At 43.7% G+C, this 22,110-nt stretch carries 21 protein-coding genes; 4 read left to right on the top strand and 17 right to left on the bottom strand.

Annotated elements, in window-relative coordinates; all coding sequences use genetic code 11:
- Window positions 1-20 precede the first annotated feature (20 nt).
- From NT010_15765 to NT010_15755, 3 genes are read right to left on the bottom strand one after another with little or no spacing between them, the layout of a single operon-like run.
- Window positions 21-956, bottom strand: a complete 936-nt coding sequence (locus NT010_15765; protein MCX5807498.1) for an electron transfer flavoprotein subunit alpha/FixB family protein — start codon at window positions 954-956, stop codon at window positions 21-23.
- On the bottom strand, window positions 953-1,732 hold the full coding sequence (locus tag NT010_15760; GenBank protein ID MCX5807497.1) for an electron transfer flavoprotein subunit beta/FixA family protein: 780 nt from the start codon (window positions 1,730-1,732) through the stop codon (window positions 953-955). The genes NT010_15765 and NT010_15760 overlap by 4 nt, the downstream gene beginning before the upstream one ends.
- A 1-nt stretch (window position 1,733) precedes the next feature.
- Complete coding sequence (locus tag NT010_15755; protein ID MCX5807496.1) at window positions 1,734-2,828, bottom strand: (Fe-S)-binding protein; 1,095 nt, start codon at window positions 2,826-2,828, stop codon at window positions 1,734-1,736.
- 452 nt (window positions 2,829-3,280) lie between these two features.
- Here NT010_15755 and NT010_15750 point away from each other — a divergent pair, with 452 nt between their 5' ends.
- Both NT010_15750 and NT010_15745 read left to right on the top strand, forming a co-directional pair.
- Window positions 3,281-3,805 carry a ParB/RepB/Spo0J family partition protein gene (locus NT010_15750; GenBank protein MCX5807495.1) on the top strand — a complete coding sequence of 175 codons (525 nt, stop codon included), beginning with the start codon at window positions 3,281-3,283 and terminating at the stop codon, window positions 3,803-3,805.
- Window positions 3,806-3,901: 96 nt separating this feature from the next.
- Window positions 3,902-4,102, top strand: a complete 201-nt coding sequence (locus NT010_15745; GenBank protein ID MCX5807494.1) for a hypothetical protein — start codon at window positions 3,902-3,904, stop codon at window positions 4,100-4,102.
- 112 nt (window positions 4,103-4,214) lie between these two features.
- Here NT010_15745 and katG read toward each other — a convergent pair whose 3' ends face one another.
- Complete coding sequence (katG, locus tag NT010_15740) at window positions 4,215-6,398, bottom strand: catalase/peroxidase HPI (GenBank protein MCX5807493.1); 2,184 nt, start codon at window positions 6,396-6,398, stop codon at window positions 4,215-4,217.
- Between the two features lie 130 nt (window positions 6,399-6,528).
- On the bottom strand, window positions 6,529-6,999 hold the full coding sequence (locus tag NT010_15735; GenBank protein ID MCX5807492.1) for a Fur family transcriptional regulator: 471 nt from the start codon (window positions 6,997-6,999) through the stop codon (window positions 6,529-6,531).
- A 35-nt stretch (window positions 7,000-7,034) separates the two neighbouring features.
- On the opposite strand from NT010_15735, the gene NT010_15730 reads away from it, so the two are divergent.
- Entirely contained in the window at window positions 7,035-7,370 is a 336-nt protein-coding gene (locus NT010_15730; protein MCX5807491.1) for an S-layer homology domain-containing protein, read from the top strand.
- A 40-nt stretch (window positions 7,371-7,410) separates the two neighbouring features.
- Here NT010_15730 and NT010_15725 read toward each other — a convergent pair whose 3' ends face one another.
- From NT010_15725 to NT010_15675, 11 genes are all read right to left on the bottom strand, one after another.
- Window positions 7,411-7,884 carry a response regulator gene (locus tag NT010_15725; GenBank protein MCX5807490.1) on the bottom strand — a complete coding sequence of 158 codons (474 nt, stop codon included), beginning with the start codon at window positions 7,882-7,884 and terminating at the stop codon, window positions 7,411-7,413.
- A 78-nt stretch (window positions 7,885-7,962) separates the two neighbouring features.
- Complete coding sequence (locus NT010_15720) at window positions 7,963-9,510, bottom strand: long-chain-fatty-acid--CoA ligase (protein ID MCX5807489.1); 1,548 nt, start codon at window positions 9,508-9,510, stop codon at window positions 7,963-7,965.
- Between the two features lie 48 nt (window positions 9,511-9,558).
- Window positions 9,559-10,860 carry a TRAP transporter large permease gene (locus tag NT010_15715; GenBank protein MCX5807488.1) on the bottom strand — a complete coding sequence of 434 codons (1,302 nt, stop codon included), beginning with the start codon at window positions 10,858-10,860 and terminating at the stop codon, window positions 9,559-9,561.
- Window positions 10,853-11,341 (bottom strand): TRAP transporter small permease, encoded by a 489-nt coding sequence (locus NT010_15710; protein ID MCX5807487.1) that lies wholly within the window; start codon window positions 11,339-11,341, stop codon window positions 10,853-10,855. The genes NT010_15715 and NT010_15710 overlap by 8 nt, the downstream gene beginning before the upstream one ends.
- Window positions 11,342-11,424: 83 nt before the next feature.
- A complete protein-coding gene (locus NT010_15705) occupies window positions 11,425-12,453 on the bottom strand; it encodes a TRAP transporter substrate-binding protein (protein MCX5807486.1) in 1,029 nt (342 codons plus the stop codon).
- Between the two features lie 145 nt (window positions 12,454-12,598).
- Window positions 12,599-13,741 (bottom strand): acyl-CoA/acyl-ACP dehydrogenase, encoded by a 1,143-nt coding sequence (locus NT010_15700; GenBank protein MCX5807485.1) that lies wholly within the window; start codon window positions 13,739-13,741, stop codon window positions 12,599-12,601.
- Window positions 13,742-14,081: 340 nt separating this feature from the next.
- Window positions 14,082-14,543, bottom strand: coding sequence for a PH domain-containing protein (locus NT010_15695; GenBank protein MCX5807484.1), 462 nt, complete (start codon window positions 14,541-14,543; stop codon window positions 14,082-14,084).
- Between the two features lie 75 nt (window positions 14,544-14,618).
- Entirely contained in the window at window positions 14,619-15,926 is a 1,308-nt protein-coding gene (locus NT010_15690) for a TRAP transporter large permease (GenBank protein MCX5807483.1), read from the bottom strand.
- Complete coding sequence (locus tag NT010_15685; protein ID MCX5807482.1) at window positions 15,919-16,404, bottom strand: TRAP transporter small permease; 486 nt, start codon at window positions 16,402-16,404, stop codon at window positions 15,919-15,921. Before NT010_15685 ends, NT010_15690 begins: the two co-directional genes overlap by 8 nt.
- Window positions 16,405-16,517: 113 nt before the next feature.
- Entirely contained in the window at window positions 16,518-17,555 is a 1,038-nt protein-coding gene (locus NT010_15680; GenBank protein ID MCX5807481.1) for a TRAP transporter substrate-binding protein, read from the bottom strand.
- Between the two features lie 97 nt (window positions 17,556-17,652).
- Window positions 17,653-19,152: an AMP-binding protein gene (locus NT010_15675; protein ID MCX5807480.1), complete on the bottom strand. Its 1,500-nt coding sequence runs from the start codon at window positions 19,150-19,152 to the stop codon at window positions 17,653-17,655.
- 190 nt (window positions 19,153-19,342) lie between these two features.
- Between NT010_15675 and NT010_15670 the strand changes: the two genes are divergently transcribed.
- Complete coding sequence (locus tag NT010_15670; protein ID MCX5807479.1) at window positions 19,343-20,065, top strand: FadR/GntR family transcriptional regulator; 723 nt, start codon at window positions 19,343-19,345, stop codon at window positions 20,063-20,065.
- 57 nt (window positions 20,066-20,122) lie between these two features.
- Here the strand turns inward: NT010_15670 and NT010_15665 are convergent, their stop codons facing one another.
- The gene (locus NT010_15665; protein ID MCX5807478.1) at window positions 20,123-21,652 is read right to left on the bottom strand and encodes an AMP-binding protein; all 1,530 of its coding nucleotides are present in this window, start codon (window positions 21,650-21,652) and stop codon (window positions 20,123-20,125) included.
- Window positions 21,653-22,110 lie beyond the last annotated feature (458 nt).

Here is a 22,110-nt window from a genome sequence, read left to right as displayed (position 1 = left end):
CTTTACAATTCGTTCTATTATTAACCCTTGGCAATATCCTTCAGCTTATCTCTTAGCTTGTTTGCATCACCGATTATGCCGTAATGGGCATATTGAAAGATAGGCGCCTCCGGGTCTTTGTTGACCGCTATAATACAATCAGAATCTTTCATGCCGGCTATATGCTGAAAAGCCCCGCTTATGCCCATGGCAAGGTATACTTTAGGCTTGACTGTTTTGCCTGATGTACCGACCTGTTGTGCCTTGGGAAGCCACATCTTATCAATGACCGGCCGAGAGCCGGACATAGTTGCCTTTAACAGCCCGGCAAGCTCCTGGTAATCAGCTATCTCATCTTTATTTCCAATCCCTCTTCCCACGGAAAGGAGGAAATCTGCTTTTGTGATATCTATCTCTCCCTTTTCTTCTTCAACATACTCAACGAAGGTTCTCATATCTGAAAGGGAAATACCCTCAAGCGTAACGGTTTCAGCAGGACCTTTTTCAACAGCATTTTCTTTAAAACTGCCGCTCCTCACAGTAATGATGCATGGTCCTTCCCCTGCCTGCCGGAACTCACCGAAAATCTTGTCGGAATAGTAGCTTTTATAGAAAATATTTCCTTCCTTTTCAAAACCGCTGACATCAGTAATAAGAGGCATATTGAAATAACCTGCTGTATATGATGCAAGCTCAGTGCCTGATGACGAATGTGTGAAGACAATCATATCCGGATTGCCGCGGGCACCTTTTACTTTCTCAAAAATGTTTATAAAATTCAGTGGATTGAAAAATAAAGCCTCTTCCACGTTAACTTTCATTATTGTGTCAACAAAATTTCCCTTCATTTCATAGGCAACATCCGGAACAAGAAGGACGATATCTTTTTGCAGGAGGGCTGCAATACCTATGGAATCCAGATTTCTTTCCTCAAAGACCCCGCGTCTTACCTCAGCAACAACAAGTGTATAGCTCATTGGTACACCCCCTTTTCCTTCAGAATTCCGAGAAGTTCTTTACATATACCATCCAGTTCTCCTGTAAGCATGGTTGCCTCGCCCTTCCTGACCGGGTAAACCCATTTTACAAGCTCTATACTGGAGTTTACGTTATCTTCGTACTCTTTTCCTTTAAAGATCTTACGTTCTACCTTGGATGCCTTCCGTACTCCCATGATGGAAACGTACCTTGGCTCGTTGATTCCTGTCTGAATCGATATGACGCATGGAAGCATAACCTTTACTCTCTCCTGCAGACCGCCTTCGAGTTCCCTTCTTGCTATAACATGGTCACTTTCAAAGGCATCGATGCCGATAACCATAGATACGAAGGGAAGCCCCATTTTTGACGCGAGAATACCGCCTGTTGCGCCGAACTGATCGTCCTCGGACTGTACACCCGTTAAGATTGCATCAAAAGAGACGTTTTCTTTTTTCAGGAAATTCTGTATAACGTTCGCCCTTGCACCTGGATCGTGGAGTATTTGATCAGTCTCGATGAGAAAACCGTCCTTCGCACCCATAGCAATGGCTCTTCGCAAGACCTCGTCGGATTCTGCATCGCCCATTGAGATTGCCGTCACAGATCCGCCTGTCTTCTCAACAATCCGCACAGCCTCTTCCACTGCGTAATTATCCCAGTCATTCACTTTGAAGGGAACCTTTGAAAGGTCAACCCCCCTACCCTCTTCAACAATACGCAGTTCTTCTTCCTGTGTCGCCGGTACTCTTTTTGTAAAAACTAATAGATTCATCTTATAAAACCTCCATGAGTATCTCGGATATCTCTTTTACTGCCAACCCCTTTTCGGTTGCAGGATCTTCAAGCGTCATTACACAAAAGGGGCAGCTTGTTGCCATTACTTCCGCTCCTTTTTCTACTGCTTCCAGAACTCTTATTTCGCTATTACGCTGGTAGTTCGTCTCAGCCTCGTAAAACATCCTTCCGCCGCCGCCTTCGCAACAGAGGGATGTTTCTCTTGATCTGGAAAACTCAAGGAGTTCCAGACCTTCTATGCTTTTGAGTATATCTCTTGGTTCATCAAAGATGCCGTTTTGCTTTCCGAGAAAACAGGGATCGTGGTAAATTACTTTCTTGTTATAAGGTATTTTGGGCACGAGGTATCCATCTTTTATCATGGTTGCAAGTATTTCTGTGTAATGTGATACCTTGATGCCCAGATTGCCGTATTCCTTTTTCAGCGTGTTCATACAATGGGGGGAAAGGGTTATAATCTCCTTAACTCCGTATTCTTTAAAAGCGGCAATATTTTCTTCCTGAAGCTCCTCAAAAAGACCCGACTCGCCTATCCTCCGTATCTCATTGCCGCAGCATGCTTCCTCTTCTCCAAGAACGCCGAACTCCAGGCCACCTTTCTTGAACATTTTTGCTACATTTACCGGTATGACCATGCAACGTGGATCGTATGCCTGAATACAACAGGTAAAAAGGAGCCTCTTTGATACGGTTTCGCTTACATGAGGGATCTCGATATCAAGTTTTTCGAACCATGCTCCCCTTTTAGCGCGGGAACGGCCCCATGGGTTTCTCTGAACAAAAGTATTCTCAAGGGCTTTTTGAATGGTTGCCGGTATGTCCCCTTCTTCAACCATGACAGACCTTACTTCAATAATCATTTCTGATGGCTTTACATCTCTGGGACACCTTATGGTACATGCACCGCATGATGTACAATACCATGGGATCGACTCCTCTATCTGGTGATGAAACTGTTGTTTTCTTACAAGCATACGTATGTTGAAGGGCGTTCTTCCTGCCTCAGGGCAGCTCCCCGTACATTTTCCGCATTGGATGCATGTTAAAACCCTTGTTTGAGTCTGGATAGACATTTGCTTATACCTCGTTATGAAGGCTTTCTTATAATAGAGTATCTTATTCTCTTGTCATTCATAAATAAACCTATACCAATATTTCTAAATTGATTTTGCAATTTATATACCATAAAGTGCAAAAGAAAAAACCTAACCAAATCAAAGCGCATAAAGTGAAAAAATGAGTATGCCCTGCTTCAATGTGTACCAATATAGCACACCTGACACATTGTTGTACACCGTGCATATCCAACAAACTGTGCCGCGGAGCCTGTATCGCTACATCCTCAGTATCGAATGCGGTATTCTGACAGAAGGTTCCGCTGCACACACTGCGTGGTTTTCCAGAGGCAAAGACTACGATTGAAATTTACCCTTTCCGTCCTTATTGGGATGACTCCTATTTCACAATTCGAGCATATGGCCTTTTAGCTTTGATCGTGAATTATGTTTTGAAAGCAAGTACATTGATGGGTTACGAGATTCGTTCAGCCGTTGACACAACAAGCGAGTCATTTAAAGCTCTTATGTCGTCAATTAAAGAAAAAGGTGTATTAGAGCCTGTACTTTTAACTCAAAAAGATGACAAGTATCTTCTTCTCTGCGGGGAACGCCGTTATTTGGCAGCCCAAAAACTCGGTATGGAAACAATCCCGGCAAGAATTGTTAATACAGTCACCCAAAAGGATGAAATACTTGCCATCCAGCTAACAGAAAATCTCCAGAGAGAGGACTTAAATCCCATAGATCAGGCCAAAGGCATACTTGGATATATTCAGGCAAAACATCCTGACAAAGGCTACAATTTGGATGGAGTGATAAGCGATTTGGTAAGTTACAATCGGTCCCCCAAATATGTATCAGAAAGTTTTTCTTCAACTGTTGAAGAAATTCTTAAAATCGTCAGAAAGTCAATAACGACAATGTTTAACGTAATCTCACTCTTAAAACTGGTTCCTAAAATTCAGGACGTAATTGTCACTCCGCTGTCGTGATTAAACCGTACCAATGGAAAACTCCCTGTTTCCCAGGGATATCTCTTTGCCGCTAATCTTGGAAGTCCTGACTTTTTTACCATATTTGATGAAATAATGGAGACGCCTGTAACCAATGTTAAATTAGAAAAGATACTTACCGCATACAAAAGAAGAAAACCGGAATCAACATCTAAACCTATGCCTATTAAAAAGAAAGTTGCTGTCTTACAAAATGCAAAATCATACTTTGAGAAAAAGACCAGGATGTATGCGAAACCTGAACTTAAACATTCCTTGATGAACTGCCAGAAGTGAAGCATTAACATTCCGGTTCAGCGGCGGCGATACACCGTCCACTGTAACCGGAATGTTAGCTGATCGTTTTATACCGGCCTGTCATAAGCCATTGAAGACGTTTATGCCATAATCAGGAGAGGTCGAAACGGTCAAGGTTCATTACTTTGTTCCACACGGCTACAAAATCGTGCAGGAACTTCTCCTGGGAGTCCTCACATCCGTACACTTCCGCCAATGCCCTGAGCTGAGAGTTCGAACCAAAGATCAGGTCGACGCGTGTGCCGGTCCACGTGAGTGCGCCCGTTGCGCGATCACGACCTTCGAATATCTCATCGTCTTCAGCGGTTGCCGTCCAATTAGTGCTCATGTCGAGCAGATTCACAAAAAAGTCATTAGTGAGAGTCTCTGGCCGCCTGGTGAAGACACCGTGCCGGGACCCTTCGAAATTGGCCTTCAGGACACGCATTCCGCCCACGAGAACCGTCATCTCAGGAGCGGTCAGCGTAAGCAGTTGCGCACGGTCAACCAGCATTTCCTCTGGCCTCACTGCATATTTCTCTTTTTGATAGTTACGGAACCCGTCTGCAGCCGGTTCGAGTACGGCGATTGACTTTACGTCGGTTTGCTCCTGTGAGGCATCCATGCGTCCTGGTGTGAAAGGAACCGTCACCTCATGACCGGCATTCTTCGCAGCCTCTTCGACACCCGCGCAACCGGCCAAAACTATCAGGTCAGCCAGTGATACCTTCTTGCCGCCGGACTGGGCACTGTTGAACGCACCCTGGATGCTCTCCAGGGTCTTGAGCACCTTCGCCAGCTGGGCAGGCTCGTTGACTTCCCAATCCTTCTGCGGCGCCAGACGAATGCGGGCACCGTTGGCACCGCCGCGCTTGTCGGAGCCACGGAAAGTGGAAGCAGACGCCCAGGCGGTCAAAACCAGCTCCGACACCGATAGGCCGGAAGCAAGGATCTTGCCCTTGAGGGAGGTAATGTCCTGTGCATCAATCAGTTTGTGATTGACGGCAGGGATGGGGTCTTGCCAGATGAGCTCTTCTGCAGGAACCTCTGGGCCGAGATAGCGTGTGCGCGGGCCCATGTCACGGTGCGTCAGCTTGAACCATGCCCGGGCGAAGGCGTCCGCGAGCTGGTCCGGGTTCTCGTAGAAGCGTCTTGAGATCTTTTCGTAGACAGGGTCGAAACGCAGAGAAAGGTCAGTGGTCAGCATGCCCGGGGCGCGATGCTTTGACGGGTCATGCGGATCCGGCACGGTATTGGCACCTGCATCACCCTTCGGCTTCCACTGCTGTGCACCGGCCGGACTCTTCTCCAGTTCCCATTCGAAGCTGAAAAGGATACGGAAGAAGTTGTTGCTCCACTTCGTGGGCGTATTGGTCCAGATGACTTCCGGGCCGCCAGTAATCGTGTCGTTGCCTTTGCCTGTGCCGAAGCTGCTCTTCCATCCAAGACCCTGTTCCTCGATGCCGGCAGCTTCCGGTTCCGGGCCCACCAGTGAGGGGTCACCGGCGCCGTGGGTTTTGCCGAAAGCGTGGCCGCCCGCGATGAGGGCTACTGTTTCCTCATCGTTCATCGCCATGCGACCGAAGCTCTCGCGGATATCCCTGGCCGCAGCAATCGGGTCCGGGTTACCATTCGGGCCTTCCGGATTCACATAGATCAAACCCATCTGAACGGCGGCGAGGGGATTTTCAAGTTTCCTGTCACCGGAGTAACGCTTGTCTCCAAGCCACTCGGTCTCGGAGCCCCAGTATACGTCCTTTTCCGGTTCCCAGATGTCCTCACGCCCGCCGGCAAAACCGAAGGTCTTGAAACCCATAGATTCCAGGGCGACGTTGCCGGCGAGGATCAGCAGGTCAGCCCAGGATATTTTCCGGCCGTATTTCTGCTTGATCGGCCAGAGCAGTCGGCGCGCTTTGTCGAGGTTCGCATTGTCGGGCCAGCTGTTGAGGGGTGCAAAGCGCTGGTTGCCGTGGCCGCCGCCGCCGCGGCCGTCACCGGTGCGGTAGGTGCCGGCGCTGTGCCACGCCATGCGGATAAACAAAGGTCCATAGTGGCCGAAATCCGCCGGCCACCACTCCTGCGACTTTGTCATCATTTCACTGAGATCCTTCTTCACGGCCTCCAAGTCCAGACTCTTGAACTCCTTGGCATAGTTGAAATCCCCTCCCATCGGATTGGACTTGCAGGAATGCTGGTGCAGGATATCGAGTTTCAACTGATTCGGCCACCAGTCCAGGATCGTCGTGCCACCACCGGCAATGTGTTTGGAAAGTTTGCCTGTTCTTTCTTCGTCCATGGTATTTCCTCCTTTCGTTGAGTTAATTGTTGAGCATTGCTACTATTGAATAATAACAGTGTCTTACTGACCATTCATCCAAAAATTAATGGACGAAACTAACGCAAAAAAAGACAAAGTGACAGGTCCATCAGGAATCCTCTTCCTCAACACTATTATCTCCGCCCTCTTTTGTTTTTACATGACAGTCCCTGCAATACCCATAATACTCCAGCCTCGTATCCGTCACTGAGAATCCGGTTTTTTTCGCTATCTCCTGCTGGTCGGCAACAGGAGGTACTTCATAGTCAATGATCTTACCACAACGCTCGCAGACCAGATTGAGGTGCTCTTCAAGGCTACCTTCATAGCGGTTCTCCATGGAATCAAACTGCAGCGTTTTAATGATGCCGAGGCGGGAGAACTCATTCAGTGCCGCATAGGCGGTGGACAAGCTCAGGCTTTTCTTTTTCTTCTTTGCTTCCTCATACACGTAACGGGTGCCAGGATGCAGATCCCCTTTTTCGATAAGCACCTCTATGATAGCCAGCCTTTGAGGGGTAAGTCTCAACCCCTTCGCTTTAAACTGTTGCGCTATAAAATCCTTGGTTATTCTGTTCAATTCGGAACCATTCTTATTAATAATTACTTTATAGGATGTTTCTCCTCATCTGTCAAGGGATATTTTACACAACTTTTAGTGTAGATGAACAGCACTTTATTCGTCAGGACTGGGTAAGATCGGACTGGTTCTGCATCTATGTAAAATATCTCTATGATCCGGGGATGACCAGCGGATGCGGATACGGCACCTACAGTCCAAATGTTGTTATTAACCGGGCACAGATGGCTGGGTTCCCGGCAAAGACAATTCCGGGTATGAAGGAGACTCCGATATCAAACAGAGAATCGGGGGTGATACCCCTGATTCTTATGTATTACCATAAGAAAGCGAGCATTCTTGTAAGAATGCACCAGACCCTGTTTCATTAGAGTTGCTCAGTAAAAAAACGCCCTTGATGGGCGTGTTTAGCTAATACCAAAATCCGATTTTACTTTTCCAATCAGATTCAAGACGATTGTCATAAAAGTTTTCAAGTTTTTCCAGAAGACGTTTCCAACCTGACCTGGCATCGTACTGCAGAACGTCTTTGAGAAAAGGGACTATCTCACCAAGTTTTTCTTTCGGCAAGTAAGCTCTTGCTCCCAGGTCATGTGATTTTTTTAGTGCTTCGGCACTTAAAGCATGTGCAGTGAGCATGGCTGTCTTGAAATTACGGCTTACTGCCAGTTCCAGAAGATCGAATCCTTTAACTCCCATAATATCAAGGACCACAATATCATAGACGTTTTCTTTCAACATTCTGGCAGCTTCCTCATAGGTAGTTGCTTTGTCAAATTGGCAGCTTGAACATTCGGCATTGATTTCTTCTTCCAGTAGCGACAACACATCCGGTTCATCATCAACAGCAAGAATCTTTTTTCCGTCAAGTATCGATTTTGTCATATTAAAATCCTCCTCTTGGATGCCATACCTGTCTATGGCTATACATCAATGTTTCAAAAGTTTTTTCTATCAATGTCGTCATAGTGACACCAGATGTTTGCGGATCTCCTTTTTCAGGATCTTTCCCTGCGGGCTCTTGGGCAGTTCTTTCCAAAAATCAACCGATTTAGGCTTTTTATATCCGGCCAGATGCTCACCGCAAAATTTGATAATATCCTCTCCTGTTACAGTGGCCCCTTCTTTCAGGACAATAACGGCCTTTGGCACTTCACCCCAGTGTTCATCAGGGACGCCTATTACCGATACCTCAAGTACAGCCGGATGTTTATAAAGTATTTCCTCGATCTCTCTCGGATATATATTAACACCGCCGCTTATTATCATGTCATTCTTTCTTTCCACCAAATAGACGTATCCATCCTCATCAAGCTTACCGAGATCGCCCGTATGAAGCCAGCCGTTTTTGAGCTTTTTTTCCGTTTCCTCCGGCATCTGCCAGTACCCCTTCATAACTGCCTCGCTTCTGCCTATTATCTCCCCTACTTCGCCTACAGCCACGTCTTTATCATTCTCATCTACAATTCTGATCTCGTAATTAAGTGCAGGTTTGCCGGAAGAAGCAAGTCTCTTGATCTTCTTCTCAGTCCCGTCAAGGATATGATCTTCAGGTTTTAATACTGTTGTAAAAGGTCCGCTTTCAGTCTGCCCATACAGTTGGGCAAAACCGCATGGAAATACTTCAAGTGCTTTTTTCAAAAGCTCTACATGCATAGGTGCACCGGCATAAAGAATAAGCCGCAAGCTGCTCAAATCAAATTTCTTTATGTCCGGCACCTGGAGAAGGCTATGGATCATGGTAGGCACCATCTGGCATCTCGTAATTTGTTCTTTCGAGATATATTCCAGAACTTGTTCAGGGTTGAATCCCCCTTCCCGCCGGATGTAAAATGTGTTGGGCATATAAGAATGCCTGACTATATTGTCTTCACAGGCCACATGATACATGGGAAATGTGATCAATACACGCTCGTCATATTCAACCCTCAAATCGATTGTACTTGCTACAGCATCGGATAAGAGGTGTCTGTGTGTCCTCATCGCGCCCTTTGCCTTGCCTGTTGTACCTGCGGTAAAAATGATGCTTTGCACATCGTTTTCAGATATTTTGATATTAGGTTCAGATTTGCTTCCAGTGGTAATAATTTTTTCGTAGCCTTCCATATAAGGAAACGTCGCAGTTTGGAGACATATATAATGATTCACTGAATTCAAAGCTGCCCTGGATATATCTATCATCTCAGCGTAGTCCTCATCCAAAAAAAGAAACTTCGGGGTAGAGTACTTCAGAATATCAACAAGTTCTCCTTTTGTTAGATGGTTGTTATAAGGACAGAAAATCCCTCCAGTTTTGGCTGCTGCAAAATAAATCTCTATGAATTGATGACAATTGTGAATAAGCACTCCAATACGGTCACCTTTATTTAATCCCTTTCCTAATAGGGCGTTTGCCAGGCAATTGACCCTTTCGTTCAATGTTTTGAAGTCCATCGTTGCCTCTTCGGAGACAATGGCTGTTTTTGCAGGGAACTTGTTTGAATTTCTTACAAGCATATCACCAATGAGCATTATGATTGACCTCCTCTTGTTGTTTATATAAATGTGGTATGCTGACCATTATTTCATAAGTAAGTTGGGCAGCCAGGTCACCAGTTGGGGAAAAATAAACAGCATTACTACACAAAGAACCATTGAGATTAAAAAGGGATAAACACCCTTGTAGATGATACCCATGGGTACTTTAGTGATATTTTTAACGATAAAAACACAGATGGCCACCGGTGGAATCACCGAACCAATACATACTGTAAGAGCAATCATAATGCCCGCCCATAAAGGGTCATAACCGAGTTTTAATACAATAGGAAAAAAGATCGGGGTTGCAAGGATCATAAATGCAAGGTCATCTATAAAAGAACCGCCTATAAGATATACTAAGAAAATGATAACCATTATAAATATTCGGTGTATCGGCAGTGCGGTAATCGTGTCGGCTGCTACCTGTGGGATTTGGGTAATAGCGATAAAATGGCCCAGTATTGCTGATGAAGCAATAAGCATAAGCACCATACATGCGGTGCGCAAAGATTCCTCAATCGATTTGATAAAGCCTTTGAAATTAACATCCCTTTTTAGAGCACACAGAACAAGCACAGCGAATGCTCCGATGCTGCCTGCTTCTGTGGGCGTAAAAATCCCGTACATAAGGCCGCCTATCAATACGAGAAATATGACAATAGGCCATATTACATTGGGAACGGTCTTCCATCTTGCCGGCCAGTCATATTTTTCGCTCTTTGGTCCAATGGACGGATTGATTCTGCACCATCCGAAAATTACTACCATAAAAAAGAAAGATAAAATAAGCCCCGGTATTACGCCGGCCATGAAAAGCTTCCCTATAGACTGCTGTGTTACGATACCGAAAACTATCAGGGTCACGCTTGGAGGGAGCAGAATGCCAAGCGTCCCCACTGAAGCAACTATTCCGGTCGAAAGTTTTTTGCTGTAACCATATCTGTCCATCTCCGGAACAGCAACGCTTGCAAATGTTGCGGCTGTGGCAGCCACGGAACCGCATATAGCTTTGAACACGGTTGCGCCTGCCACTGTTGCTACGGCAAGCCCTCCCGGGATATGTCCTATAAATTTATGTGTAGTATCGAATAAGCGTCTTGCAATGCCTGCATTAAAGGCAATCTGGCCCATAAGTACAAATAGGGGTATGGCTGTGAGGCTGTAAGACGCGAGAGAGTCAAAATAATCATTTGCCAGGAGACTAATAGCAGTATCAAAGTCGTTGAGCATGGCAAACCCTATGAAACCGACGATAGCCATACCAAAAGCAAGTTCAATACCTGTAAGAAATAAACATAAAAGCAAAAATAGCGCTATTATGCCGAATGTAATCTCATTCATGCTTACCACCTCCAAAAATTGCCTTCAGTAAGTTGGACAGGAGTACCAGAGACTCTATAAGACCGCAAAATGATAATAAGTATGCTACAGGATAATAAGGTACGTGCAGGGTAAGCGAAACCTCATGGGTTTTGTACAGGTCGTTCCCCTTTAAAAAAAACGACCATGTGAGCAGGATGAAGAAAATAAAGCCTAATAGTTTTGTAAAAATTAAGAATATCCTTTTCCAAAAATCGGGGAGATACTCTGTAAGTATATCAACATTTACGTGCGCACCTTCCAATGATGACTGAGGAAGTGACATACCTATAATCAGGGCTCCGGCAAAAGCTACCAACTCAAATGTTCCTGTAATAGGCTTTCCAATGTAACGCATAACAACATCAACTACCGTGAAAAACATCATCAGGGCAAGTATTACCCCTCCGAGAGAATTTGTGATCCTGCTTATCTTTAAGGTGGCACTGAGAAATTTTTGCATTCTTTTACCTTCCTTTTACGGTATTCGGGTATATTGCCCGGGGAGTTTGGACATTACACTCCCCGGGGTGGGTTTTTAAACTATTAGTGATACTTTCTGATAGAATCTAAAAGAAACTTAACCGCTTCATCACCAGGTAATCCCTTTTCCTTCGCATCCTTTATATACGCTTCAACGAGGGGTTTGGAGCCTTTTTCATACCAACGGGCTTGTTCTTCCTTGCTTAGAGAAATAACTTTGACGCCCCTCTTTACCAGCCAGTCCTTTCCATCCCTTGTAATATCTGCCCACAACTTGCCGTACTTATCTATATATTCAACGCTCATTTTATCTACTATTGCCTGGACATCAGGAGGAAGTGAGGCAAATTTTTTCTTGTTCATCATGACGATAAATACTGCTGAATATGCACTGCTTACGTTCTCTGTAGAATATTTTACATGCTCCCCTGTCCTGAAATTATGCAGTGCTTCATAACTCGACATCAACCCGTCAACAACCCCTTTTGCAAGGGCATCATAAACATCAGGCATAGGCATTGCTACAGGCGCAGCACCTATCAAACCGACAAACTTTGCATTTGATCCGAAGCACCGCAGTTTCAAGCCCTTTGCATCTTCAAGTTTTTCAACAGGCCTTGTTTTTGTATGGAGATAACCGCCTGGCTGCCCATGGAACAGCAATACCTTCACATCATCAAACTCTTTCGGATTAAATTTCTTATAAAAGTCGTTTGCAATCTTAGTTGCTTCAGGTCCTTGCGGCCACCCGATTGGAAGATCGAGAACCTGTGAAAAGGGGAATCTGCCCATTGTGTATCCGAGGACATGATTGCCAACATCTGCAATTCCCTTAACAACGGCATCATATGACTGTGCAGCAGGAACAAGCGTGCCCGCAGCATAGTAATTTACTTTGACTTTACCACCGGCTCGTTTTTCCAGATCTTTACCCCATTCCTGTAAAATGAGATCGTGCTTGCTTCCTACAGGGAACCAGTTGGCAACCTTTATTGTAATTACCTTTTCCTGTGCAATACTGACTGTTGCAGACATACATGTCACTACGGAAAAAACAAAGACCAACAAACAAATAATGCGAAACTGTTTCATAATACCCCCTTCTAAAATTTTATTTACTATTTGGAACAAGCAATTTTAATGCCACATTGAAAAACCTGTTAATTCACATTTAAAAACTGAACCATATTCGTACAATGTGCATCTCGGATACAGTCTGTATCATATTAGCACACTCTTACCGCCCTAACAACCTCCTGCCTATAATCAATTTCTCAACCTCTTTAGTCCCTTCAAAAATCTCAAGGACTTTTGCATCACGCCAATAATGACCTACATCATATTCTTCCAATATACCATACCCTCCGTGGAGCTGTATAGCTTCATCGGAAACTTTTACTGCTATCTCTGCGGCATACCATTTCGTCATGGCAATAAGCGCATGGTCCAATTCACCTTTATCCAATTTTGCGCTGGTACAATAAAGGAAGCTTCTTGCGGCTTCGACTAAGGTAGCCATCTCGGCTATTTTTGACTGTACTATCGGTGAATCTGCAAGGGGTACCCCGAACTGTTTTCTTTTGCGCACATGATCTATCGCTTTCTCTAATGCTCCCTGAGCTGTTCCTACCCCGAATCCTGCTGCTTCTAAGCGAGAACGATTGAGAAATTCCATAATATTATAGAATCCCTTGCCCTCCTTGCCAAGGAGGTTTTCTTTGGGAACTGTTACGTCTTTGAAGGTAACCTCTCCTGTATCAGAGCAGCGTATTGAAAGCTTGTTTTTCAATTTGCTTGCTTCGTAACCCGGCCTGTTAGTCTCTACAATAATAGTGCTAAAACGATCGTACTTTTTTTTCTCTTCAGGGCTGGTAATGCAAAGGACGATTAAAAAATCTCCCCGATTAGCGTTTGTTATGAACGTTTTGTTGCCGGATATCACATATCCGTCGTCATTTTTCTTTGCCATTGTTTTCACAGAAGATACGTCGCTTCCCGCGTCCGGCTCCGTTATGGCCACACCCATCTTGGCTTTACCTGTACATACTAAAGGGAGATATTTTAGTTTTTGCTCTTCGGTTCCTATGAGATTTATTAGTTGTGAACCAAAAAATGACGATGTTATCGAATGAGCAATTCCGCAGTCTATACGGGAAAATTCTTCGCATATGAGGCTGTGTTCTAAATACCCAAGACCTGCACCGCCATATTTTTCATCTATAAAGACCCCAAGAAAACCTAAATCTGCAGCCTTTTTCCAAAGTTTTTCGTCGAACTCTTGTTTTTCATCCAGCTCCCGCGCAATTTCCTTCAGTTCCCCTTCGGCAAACTCTCTTGCTGCATTTCTTATGTCTTTCTGCTCTGGTGTCAGTTCAAACATCTATCAGCCTCCCTTTTATATAATGGCATCATATGAAGTTTTCAAAATGCAATAATCAGGCCATAAAAAGAGACGCCCCGCAATAAGCTTGTGGGTTACGATAACCGGTCTCCAATAAAAATGCTGGATGTTTTGAATCGCCAGTACATGGTCTGTGATTGTATGCCTGTCCTTATAAGGAAAAGTAAAACTCCGAGCATGTGTGTTTACCTAATTGATTACCCCGCTGTCCATACCCTGTAAGCTTATTTCACGAATGTTTTATATTCTTGTCTCGCCTTTGAGACATGTGACTTGCTGCGGGGCAGTTCATTTCGCGTGATTATCATTATTTTGCTGTCTAAGACGTGCTAAGCGCTATTATTTGCTGCTGAACTTCTCTTACAAATTCTGCGGGGCAAGAAACAAACCGTAAGGTGCATTTCTTCTTTCCTTTATAGACAATCATAATTTTGCCAAAATTTAACATTGAACCCAGAGAGGGCTGATAATAATCAATAAATATGATCTCATTAAGCTCGATATCATAAGACTTATTCAGTAGAAATCCGGCATTGATTAAAACCTTATTTCGAGTTAATCCTATTTCTGTTCTGCTTAATCTTATATATGAAAATATTCCCCAAAAAAGACCGAAGACAATGAGCACTATTGCATGATACCCCTGAGACCTCAGAGCCAGCCCTCCTATAATAATCACCAATACAGGACCAAGAAGCACAGCCCAGTGACATTTGGCACGATAAAAAACCGCTTCATCTTGGGTTAGTTTGTCATTAGTTGAATTCATATATTCATACATTAAAATAAGAGAGCCTGCCAAAAATAAAATTCAGCAGGCTCACCTTTTATAAATAATCATGATTTTTTATAAAGTCTATCCTTTACCCATCATTAAATTAGGCAGCCATAGTGCAACCTGCGGGAAGGCAAACAGAATTATTAAAGCTAGGACAAGGGCCGAAAGGAATGGAACGACACCCTTATAAATCGTTTTGAAAGGGATTCCCGTTATGTTCCCTAATATAAACACATAAATCGCCACGGGCGGAATAATACCGCCGATCATAAGCGTAACGCAAATCAGGATACCAAACCATATCGGATCATAACCGAGCTCAATAGCTGTCGGGAAAAAGATCGGAGTGGCAAGTACCATAAATGCCAGGTCATCCATGATTGAACCGCCTATCAGGTATATAGCGACTATTAAGAGCATAACAAATGCGCCGGGTATGGGAAGCCCCGCAGCCCACTTTGCTGTAATCATCGGGATTTCCGTTATAGCAAGAAAATGGCCAAAAACAGCAGATCCGGCAATAAGCATAAGAACCATAATAGAGGTTTTCAATGCTCCCTTAAAAGATCTGATAATCATACCTGGGTTGACTTCTCTTCGCACAAGAGCCAAAAGAAAAATTGCAGCCGTACCTATTGTGCCTGACTCTGTGGGGCTGAAAAAGCCGGTTATCATCCCACCTATTACGATGCCGAAAATAATGAAAACAACCAATGCATCCGGGATTACGGCGAACCTTTCTTTCCATGTTCCCTTTTCCGCCCTGGGAGCTATTCCAGGCTGCAAACTTACCCACCCGGCTATAACTACCATAAAAAGAAAGGATATCATCAGCGCCGGTATAATCCCTGCAAGGAAAAGCCTGCCTATGGATTGCTCAACTTCAAGCCCATAGATAATAAGCACTGTGCTGGGAGGCAGGATCATACCGATGGTACTGACAGATGCAATCGTGCCGGCAGAAAGTTCCTTTTTATACCCATAGCGGTCCATTTCAGGCAGTGCGAGGTTTGAAAAGGTGCCTACCGTAGCAAGGGTTGAGCCGCACATCGCTTTAAAGGCTGTCGCGCCGACTACCGTAGTCATGGCCAAACCTCCCGGTATATGGCCAAACCATTTATACGCCCCCTGGTAAAGTCTCTTTGCGATATTTGAATTTGAGGCAAACTCACCCATAACGATAAATAGGGGGATTACCGTGTAGCTGTATGTTGTAAAATTATCGAAGAAATCTTTAATTACGAGATTGGATGCTGCTGGAAAGGACATAAGAAACGTAAATCCGAGAAATCCAACCAGTATCATGCAATAAGCCATTTCAAGCCCTGTTAAAAAAAGAAACAGCAGCAGTATTATTCCATATGTTCCAACGGCGACATCACTCATTATTTGCTCCTTTCACTTTTTTTATCAGATCACAAAATATCGTTAAACTCTGCAGCAGAAAAGTGAATGAAAGGGCAAAACTGAACGGGTAGTAAGGTATCTTAAAGCTGGCCGTACGTTCACCTGTTTTTCTCACATCTATCCCATAAACATAAAAATTGTAGGCAACAAATAAGAATATCAGAATACCTATGCATCTGGTAATTATTTCTATGACTCGTCTTTTTTCCGGACTGAACTTCTCTGTTATTATATCAACAATTATCTGACACCCGAGCATTGTCCCATAAGGAATTGAGAATCCGAATACAATGCACCCACCGTATTGTATGAATTCCATGGATCCCGTAATCGGATGGCCGAAGTTTCTTAAAATCACATCACAGAGGGTTAACATAATCATACAGGCCAATACACTCCCAGCAATGATGTACAACAATTTATCGATACTGGCAACGCCTGCTATAAAGCGTTTCATCTTTCGCCTCCATATTATAAAAAAACGAGATTTGGGTCTGCGTTTTCTATATCATCATCGTTTAAATGCAAAGAGGGCTGTGTTACTACAGCCCTCTTTTACTAATAATAATTTTACGGATTGTTCTTTAAAAAGTCCTGGCAGAATTTCAATGCTTCATCGCCTGGAAGACCTTTTGCTTTTGTCGTTTTAACATAGTCTGCTAAAATAGGTTTCATCTTTTGAATGGTTGCTGCTTCTTCAGCTTTAGAAACCGTCACAAAAGTTACGCCTTTAGATTTGGCGAATTCTTCTGCACCTTTATCCAATTTAACCCACTGATTACCGAATTTTTCACTGTATTCGTCATTGATTGTTTCTATTGCTTTTTGATCAGCCGGGGATATTGCATTCCATTTATCCTTGTTCATGATACAATACATGGATGTCATATAGGATGAGCCATAGTTCTCAATTACCGTCTTGACAACCTCACCGATTTTGAATCCCCGTAATGCTTCAATCGGGAAAAGAGTCCCATCCACAACACCCCTTGAAAGGCTATCGTATGCTTCAGTAACAGGCATGGTTACAGGAGAAGCGCCGAGAGCCTTTACAATGTCCGCATTCTCTGCATTGGCCCTGATTCTGAGTCCTTTGATCTCATCAGTTGATTTTATAACTTTCTTCGTAAAAATGAAACCCGGTGCCGCGCCATGGAGAAACATAACCTTTACGTCATCAAATTCTTTAGGTTTGAATTTCTTATAAAATGCATTTGCCAGCTTGCTTGCCTGCAATCCGTTCCTGTATCCAAGCGGCTGCTGTAAAACTTCAGAAAGCGGAAGTCTGCCGGGTGAGTATGCCAATAAGTTTGTGCCGACATCAACAATACCTTTTACAGTGTTGTCATAGACCTGCATCGGAGGTGAAAGTGTACTGGCTGCAAATAAAGTCACTGTTACCCTTCCCTGTGTTGCCTTCTCAACATCCTTGCCCCATTGGTTGAACAATACTGAATGAGGGTGTGTAGGCGGCCACATAGTTGAAAGTCTGAGCTTCATAGCCTTCTCCTGGGCGTGCAAAGGACCTGCGACTACAAGGGCGGTGCAGACAAAGAATAAAAGCACCATTGACGCAACAAAAACTCGCTTAAAACTGTTTTTCCTCATAATAAATCCTCCTTGTGTTAATTTTGCGGCATTTGCCGCTAGCTTGCACTTAATAACAACCTCCCCTACAATGTTACATATTACCACACTAAAAGCTTCACCGAGAAAATATTTTTTTCAGCTCACGTTTCAATATTTTACCGGCAGGACTCTTAGGCATTTCTTCCAATATAACATACTCCTTTGGTACTTTGAAAGGCGAAAGCCTGGCTTTCAGAAATGATTTTAGGTCTTCAGCTACAACAGTTTTTCCAGGTCTCGGTACGACAAAGGCTATAACTTTCTCTCCCCACTCCTTGTCGGGAAATCCCACAACAGCACATTCTTCGACCTCAGTCTTCTTATAAATTATTTCTTCCACTTCGCGCGGATAGACATTTTCTCCACCGGTAATAATCATATCCTTCAGGCGGTCGACTATGTAAAGGTAACCGTCCTTATCAAAAAAACCAATGTCTCCTGATCTGAACCATCCGCCCTCCCAGAAGGCTTCACGGGTTGCCTCGGGGTTATCCAGGTACCCTTTCATGATATTGTGTCCTAAAATGCAGATCTCGCCCTCTTGCCCTTGTTCAAGCACGTTCCCCGATATATCACGGATCTGTACTTCTACGCCGGGGACTTCTGTACCGATTGACCCCACTACATGCCTTTCAGGGTAATAATGGTTGAAGGTAACAGCGGAAGCTGATTCGGTAAGACCGTAGCCTTCATATATTGTCAGCCCTGTATGATTCTTCCACTGCCGGACTATTTCTTCTGCCATAGAAGCTGCTGCCGAAAAGCAATAGCGTACCTTTCCCAGTTTTTCCTTAATACCTTCAATATTTAACAAACGGGTGTACACGGTAGGTACCGCAAAAAGTTTGGTCACTCTGCCGCTGGCTGTTGCTTCCAAAACCTGATCGAGATTAAAAATTGGAAGAATTTCAAGGCATCCTGCACTATAAATTGTTGCATTCATAATATGAGCTTGACCAAAAACGTGGTTAAAAGGAAGGAAGCAGAGGGCTCTATCATACTGGTTGGAATGTTCATTATGAGCTACATTATGGGCAGATGTGTTGATATTTTCATGGGTAAGCATAACCCCTTTTGGAACACCGGTTGTACCACCGGTATAAAGGACAGCAGCAGTATCGGTTCGCTCTCTCTCGACTGCCTTAAAATGATTTGTTCCTGCGTTTATAATGCGTTGCAAGGTTGTGTCGCCCCCATCACATATAATACTTTCTATACCTGCTGAACTCCGTAGCACCTCAAGATCGTTTAACTTATCTTCTGAGGCAAATATGAACTTTGGTTTTGCATGGTCTACAAGTAGTCTTAATTCATCTTTACTCAAAAGGCTGGAGTATGTCACTGCCACGGCTCCTGTTTTCAGAACAGCGAAGTAGAATGTTATCCAATCAGATGAGTTAGGTGCACAGATGCCGACATGTTCTCCCGGCTGTAGGCCCATTTTTATTAGGCCTGTAGCAATACGGTCTACACGATCGTTCAGTTCTCCATAAGAGATTTGTGATCCAGCCTCAGCCAACGCTGGCTGTTCCGAAAAATAAAAGGCTGATCTTTCAAGGTTCCTTGCAACGTTCATATACTTCCTCCACACTATATAAAATAAAAATACTTAGAAAAGTCGATGTTTTCCATTATAAGATGAGTTCGATGTATGATTGGTATAATATTTAATCCCATGAATTAATTTTGTCAAGAAAATAGTTAAAAATATTCTTGCAAAAATGATTACCTTGTATATATTATAGAAAACATAAAAGGAAAATAAAATGTCTGCGTTTAAACCTATTAAACAATCCAGAATATCAGAGGAAGTGGCTGAACAACTGAAGCAATCCATTCTTTTGAGCACCTTCAAGGCAGGAGATAAATTGCCATCTGAGCGCGATCTTGCAGATCAGTTCCAGGTAAGCCGAATTGCTGTCCGCGAGGCCTTGAGGCGACTTGAGAATACGGGATTTGTCGCTACCCGTCAGGGTGTTACAGGCGGCACATTTGTTACAGACCTGACATTTGAACATCTTAGTAATGCTTTTGTTGATCTTTTTTTAGCTGAAAAAATATCTGTTCCGGAACTTGTAGAGGTAAGACTTCTTGTAGAGCCTGAAATAGCACGGCTGTCAGCCACACGTATAGGACGAAAACATGCGAAGCTTTTGAAAGAAGCTTTAGAAATCGAGGATCTACCAGTGTGTTCTTTAGCGGAAGACCTGGACAGAAAGACTGCTGTCCATTATATACTTGCTGAGATTTGTGGAAACCATTTTCTTGAGGCACTGGAGAGGTCACTCATGGCCTTGACCAGGCAGGTTGTTCAAACGGTAAATTCTGGGCAACCCTTTATCCATCCGGCGGGAATGCATCGCTCTGTCGTTGAGGCCGTTCTTGCCCGAAAACCTGACTTAGCTGCTGCAGAAATGCGGCGTCATACAATAGAATTCGGAGAAAATCTGATCAATTTAGAAAAAAGCTTCAGAGAAAGAGCTTTGTAATTTTTTTTTTGCCAAACATAATATGTCCTACAAAATTAATATATGAGAAATTAAATTTCACCCTTTCTTTACAGAATCATCGGGTTTTTCAAGGACCTGTTTTTTGAGCTCTCGTTTCAAAATTTTACCTGCCGGGCTTTTCGGTAAATCCTTGACTATAAAGAACTGTTTGGGTACTTTAAAAGGTGAAAGCGTAGACTTCATAAAGGATTTTAGTGCATCCGTGGATATTTGTTGTCCTTCCTTGGGCACCACGTATGCGGCAACTTTCTCTCCCCACTCTTTGTCCGGGAGCCCGATGACGGCACATTCCTGCACCTCCGGTCTTGTATAAAGGACTTCCTCTATTTCACGAGGAAATACGTTCTCTCCACCTGTGATTATAAGGTCTTTCAGGCGGTCTACAATATAAAAGTAACCACGCTCGTCGACATAACCTATATCACCGGAACGAAGCCATTCTCCTTGCCAGAGAGCCTCTGCAGTGTCTTTGGGATTATTAAGATAGGCTTTCATTACATTCCTTCCCCTGATACAAATTTCACCTTCATGGCCCTGAGGTACCTCATTGCCTGAAGCATCTCTGATCTGTGCTTCAACACCGTGGACTACCGGGCCTACAGATCCCACAGCATGTTGTTCGGGATAGAAATGATTGAATGTTATCGGCATAACCTCCGTCATTCCATAGGACTCTGCTATCGTAATACCTGTCCGCTCTTTCCATTGTTTCACAATTTCTCTTGCCATACTTGCCGCTGCAGAAAAACAATACCGAAGTTTCCCTACCTTCTTTTCCAGGTCAGGCATACCAAGAAAACGGACATAAACAGTGGGCACTGCAAAAAATTTTGTAACCCTGCCTGCTGCAATCGCTTCAAATATAAGATCCATATCAAAGGTCGGGAGTAATTCCAAGCAGCCTGAGCTCATGATGGTGGAGTTCATTATGTGATTCTGACCAAAAACATGGTTAAATGGTAGAAAGCAAAGGGCCTGATCGTTCTGGTTGGAGTGCTCATAATATGCAATGGCCCGGGCGGAGAAGTTCATTCCTTCATGTGTCAGCATAACACCTTTCGGAATGCCTGTAGTTCCTCCTGTATAAAGGATTGCAGCAGTATCAATACGATTTCTATTGATCGCCCTAAAAACACTCGATTCTTTCCCCATCTGCATCAGGTGAGCAATGTCCATATCTCCGTCAGGGCAGATAACTGTCTGGAGACCATCAGTGCTTTTTAGTTTCATTACATCATTAAGTCTTGATTCCGACGTAAAGAGAATACGAGGTTTTGCGTGGTTGATTAGATTAGCCAGTTCCTCCTCTGTTAACAGCCCGGATAAAGTTACGGCCACAGCTCCTGTTTTAAGCACACCATAGTAGAAGGCAATCCAGTCAGCCGAGTTTAGTGAACAGAGTCCCACATATTCACCTGGTTTAACCCCCAGTTTAACAAGTCCTCCTGCAACCAGGTTTGCCCTTTCGTTTAGTTCCGCATAGGTCCATTGGAGTTCGCCCTGTCGGATGGCAGGTTGAGATGGAAAATATTGTGCCGACGCCTCTAAATTAGTTGCAAGATTCATAGGGATTCTCCTTGTTCATGTCTTTAATAGGACGCCGAAGTATGCAACTGATCATTGCAGGCCCCTAATGCCTGCTAAATACACATATATTTCAGCGCCGCCTTTGGTATAATAATTACAATAGATAAATATTTTTGTCAAAAAATAATTTCAGTAATCTCTCAGAGTCTGTGGAATAATCCCGGGAACTTAAATATTTTTTGAAATTGCCGATATACGGTTTATGAGCACTTGAAAAGCCATTAGGATTACTTCCCATATCTTAATAAATAAAAGATAAAACATAATTTCGGAGGACATAAATTTTTATTAAGAATATGAATTTAACAAAATAAATTATCATTTTCGGTTCGCTAAAAGTTGTAATATGTATCGGCATAACATCATTGAACAGTCAAATCTGTTAAACCTGCGGCAATTCAAATGTAAATCAGATCATGCTTATACCGGGCACAAAC

Source organism: Pseudomonadota bacterium, from assembly GCA_026388275.1.
Taxonomy (GTDB): domain Bacteria; phylum Desulfobacterota; class Syntrophorhabdia; order Syntrophorhabdales; family Syntrophorhabdaceae; genus JAPLKB01.
This window is presented reverse-complemented; position numbering and strand designations above follow the sequence as displayed.

Excerpts from the sequence above, each read along its gene's own strand:
- NT010_15755 (MCX5807496.1), bottom strand. The coding sequence starts at position 2,828 with ATGTCTATCCAGACTCAAACAAGGGTTTTAACATGCATCCAATGCGGA.
- NT010_15685 (MCX5807482.1), bottom strand. The coding sequence starts at position 16,404 with ATGAAACGCTTTATAGCAGGCGTTGCCAGTATCGATAAATTGTTGTAC.
- NT010_15705 (MCX5807486.1), bottom strand. The coding sequence starts at position 12,453 with ATGAAACAGTTTCGCATTATTTGTTTGTTGGTCTTTGTTTTTTCCGTA.
- NT010_15680 (MCX5807481.1), bottom strand. The coding sequence starts at position 17,555 with ATGAGGAAAAACAGTTTTAAGCGAGTTTTTGTTGCGTCAATGGTGCTT.
- NT010_15725 (MCX5807490.1), bottom strand. The coding sequence starts at position 7,884 with ATGACAAAATCGATACTTGACGGAAAAAAGATTCTTGCTGTTGATGAT.
- NT010_15715 (MCX5807488.1), bottom strand. The coding sequence starts at position 10,860 with ATGAATGAGATTACATTCGGCATAATAGCGCTATTTTTGCTTTTATGT.
- NT010_15675 (MCX5807480.1), bottom strand. The coding sequence starts at position 19,152 with ATGAACGTTGCAAGGAACCTTGAAAGATCAGCCTTTTATTTTTCGGAA.
- katG (MCX5807493.1), bottom strand. The coding sequence starts at position 6,398 with ATGGACGAAGAAAGAACAGGCAAACTTTCCAAACACATTGCCGGTGGT.
- NT010_15710 (MCX5807487.1), bottom strand. The coding sequence starts at position 11,341 with ATGCAAAAATTTCTCAGTGCCACCTTAAAGATAAGCAGGATCACAAAT.
- NT010_15690 (MCX5807483.1), bottom strand. The coding sequence starts at position 15,926 with ATGAGTGATGTCGCCGTTGGAACATATGGAATAATACTGCTGCTGTTT.
- NT010_15730 (MCX5807491.1), top strand. The coding sequence starts at position 7,035 with ATGTTTCTCCTCATCTGTCAAGGGATATTTTACACAACTTTTAGTGTA.
- NT010_15745 (MCX5807494.1), top strand. The coding sequence starts at position 3,902 with ATGGAGACGCCTGTAACCAATGTTAAATTAGAAAAGATACTTACCGCA.
- NT010_15720 (MCX5807489.1), bottom strand. The coding sequence starts at position 9,510 with ATGCTCATTGGTGATATGCTTGTAAGAAATTCAAACAAGTTCCCTGCA.
- NT010_15700 (MCX5807485.1), bottom strand. The coding sequence starts at position 13,741 with ATGTTTGAACTGACACCAGAGCAGAAAGACATAAGAAATGCAGCAAGA.
- NT010_15665 (MCX5807478.1), bottom strand. The coding sequence starts at position 21,652 with ATGAATCTTGCAACTAATTTAGAGGCGTCGGCACAATATTTTCCATCT.
- NT010_15670 (MCX5807479.1), top strand. The coding sequence starts at position 19,343 with ATGTCTGCGTTTAAACCTATTAAACAATCCAGAATATCAGAGGAAGTG.
- NT010_15695 (MCX5807484.1), bottom strand. The coding sequence starts at position 14,543 with ATGTATGAATATATGAATTCAACTAATGACAAACTAACCCAAGATGAA.
- NT010_15760 (MCX5807497.1), bottom strand. The coding sequence starts at position 1,732 with ATGAATCTATTAGTTTTTACAAAAAGAGTACCGGCGACACAGGAAGAA.
- NT010_15765 (MCX5807498.1), bottom strand. The coding sequence starts at position 956 with ATGAGCTATACACTTGTTGTTGCTGAGGTAAGACGCGGGGTCTTTGAG.
- NT010_15750 (MCX5807495.1), top strand. The coding sequence starts at position 3,281 with ATGGGTTACGAGATTCGTTCAGCCGTTGACACAACAAGCGAGTCATTT.